1 protein-coding gene is annotated in these 599 nt (G+C 35.1%); it reads left to right on the top strand.

The features are described from left to right. On the top strand, nucleotides 1-599 hold a 599-nt coding region (locus tag CQA44_RS12265; RefSeq protein WP_181881925.1), incomplete at both ends, for a sodium-dependent transporter.

The following is a 599-nucleotide window of genomic DNA, read 5'->3' on the forward strand; positions in this document are numbered from 1 at the left end:
ATTGTGTATGGTATTAAGGGAATTGAGAAATTAAATTTTATATTAATGCCTTTATTATTTTGTATCTTTTTTGGCTTATTGTGCTATGCTATGAATCTTTCCAGCTTTGAGAAGAGCTTCGCATTTATGTTTGAACCAGATATTAGTAAAATAGATTCTAAAACACTCATTGATGCCATGGGGCAAGTTTTCTTTTCTTTATCACTTGGCGCGGGTACCATCCTCACTTACGCTTCGCATAGCAACAGAGAACAGAATCTTTTGAGTACTTCTTTGCTTATATTGGTGCCGGGCATTATTATCTCGCTTATGGCTGGACTTATGATTTTTACTTTTGTGTTTGAGTATGGCAATCAAAGTAATGTAAGTGAAGGTTCGGGGCTTATCTTTATCACCCTACCTGTTATGTTTGGTAAATTTGGCATGCTAGGAAGTATTTTTTCGGTTTTGTTTATGACTGGCTTGCTTTTTGCAGGAATTTCTTCAACTGTTTCTTTGCTTGAGCCTTGTGTTAAATATCTCTGTGATAGGACAAGATTTTCTCGTTCTGTGATTACCTACTTGGTTACATTAGGAATATTTATAGTAGGAATTCCTAT

The organism is Helicobacter sp. MIT 14-3879 (assembly GCF_003364125.1).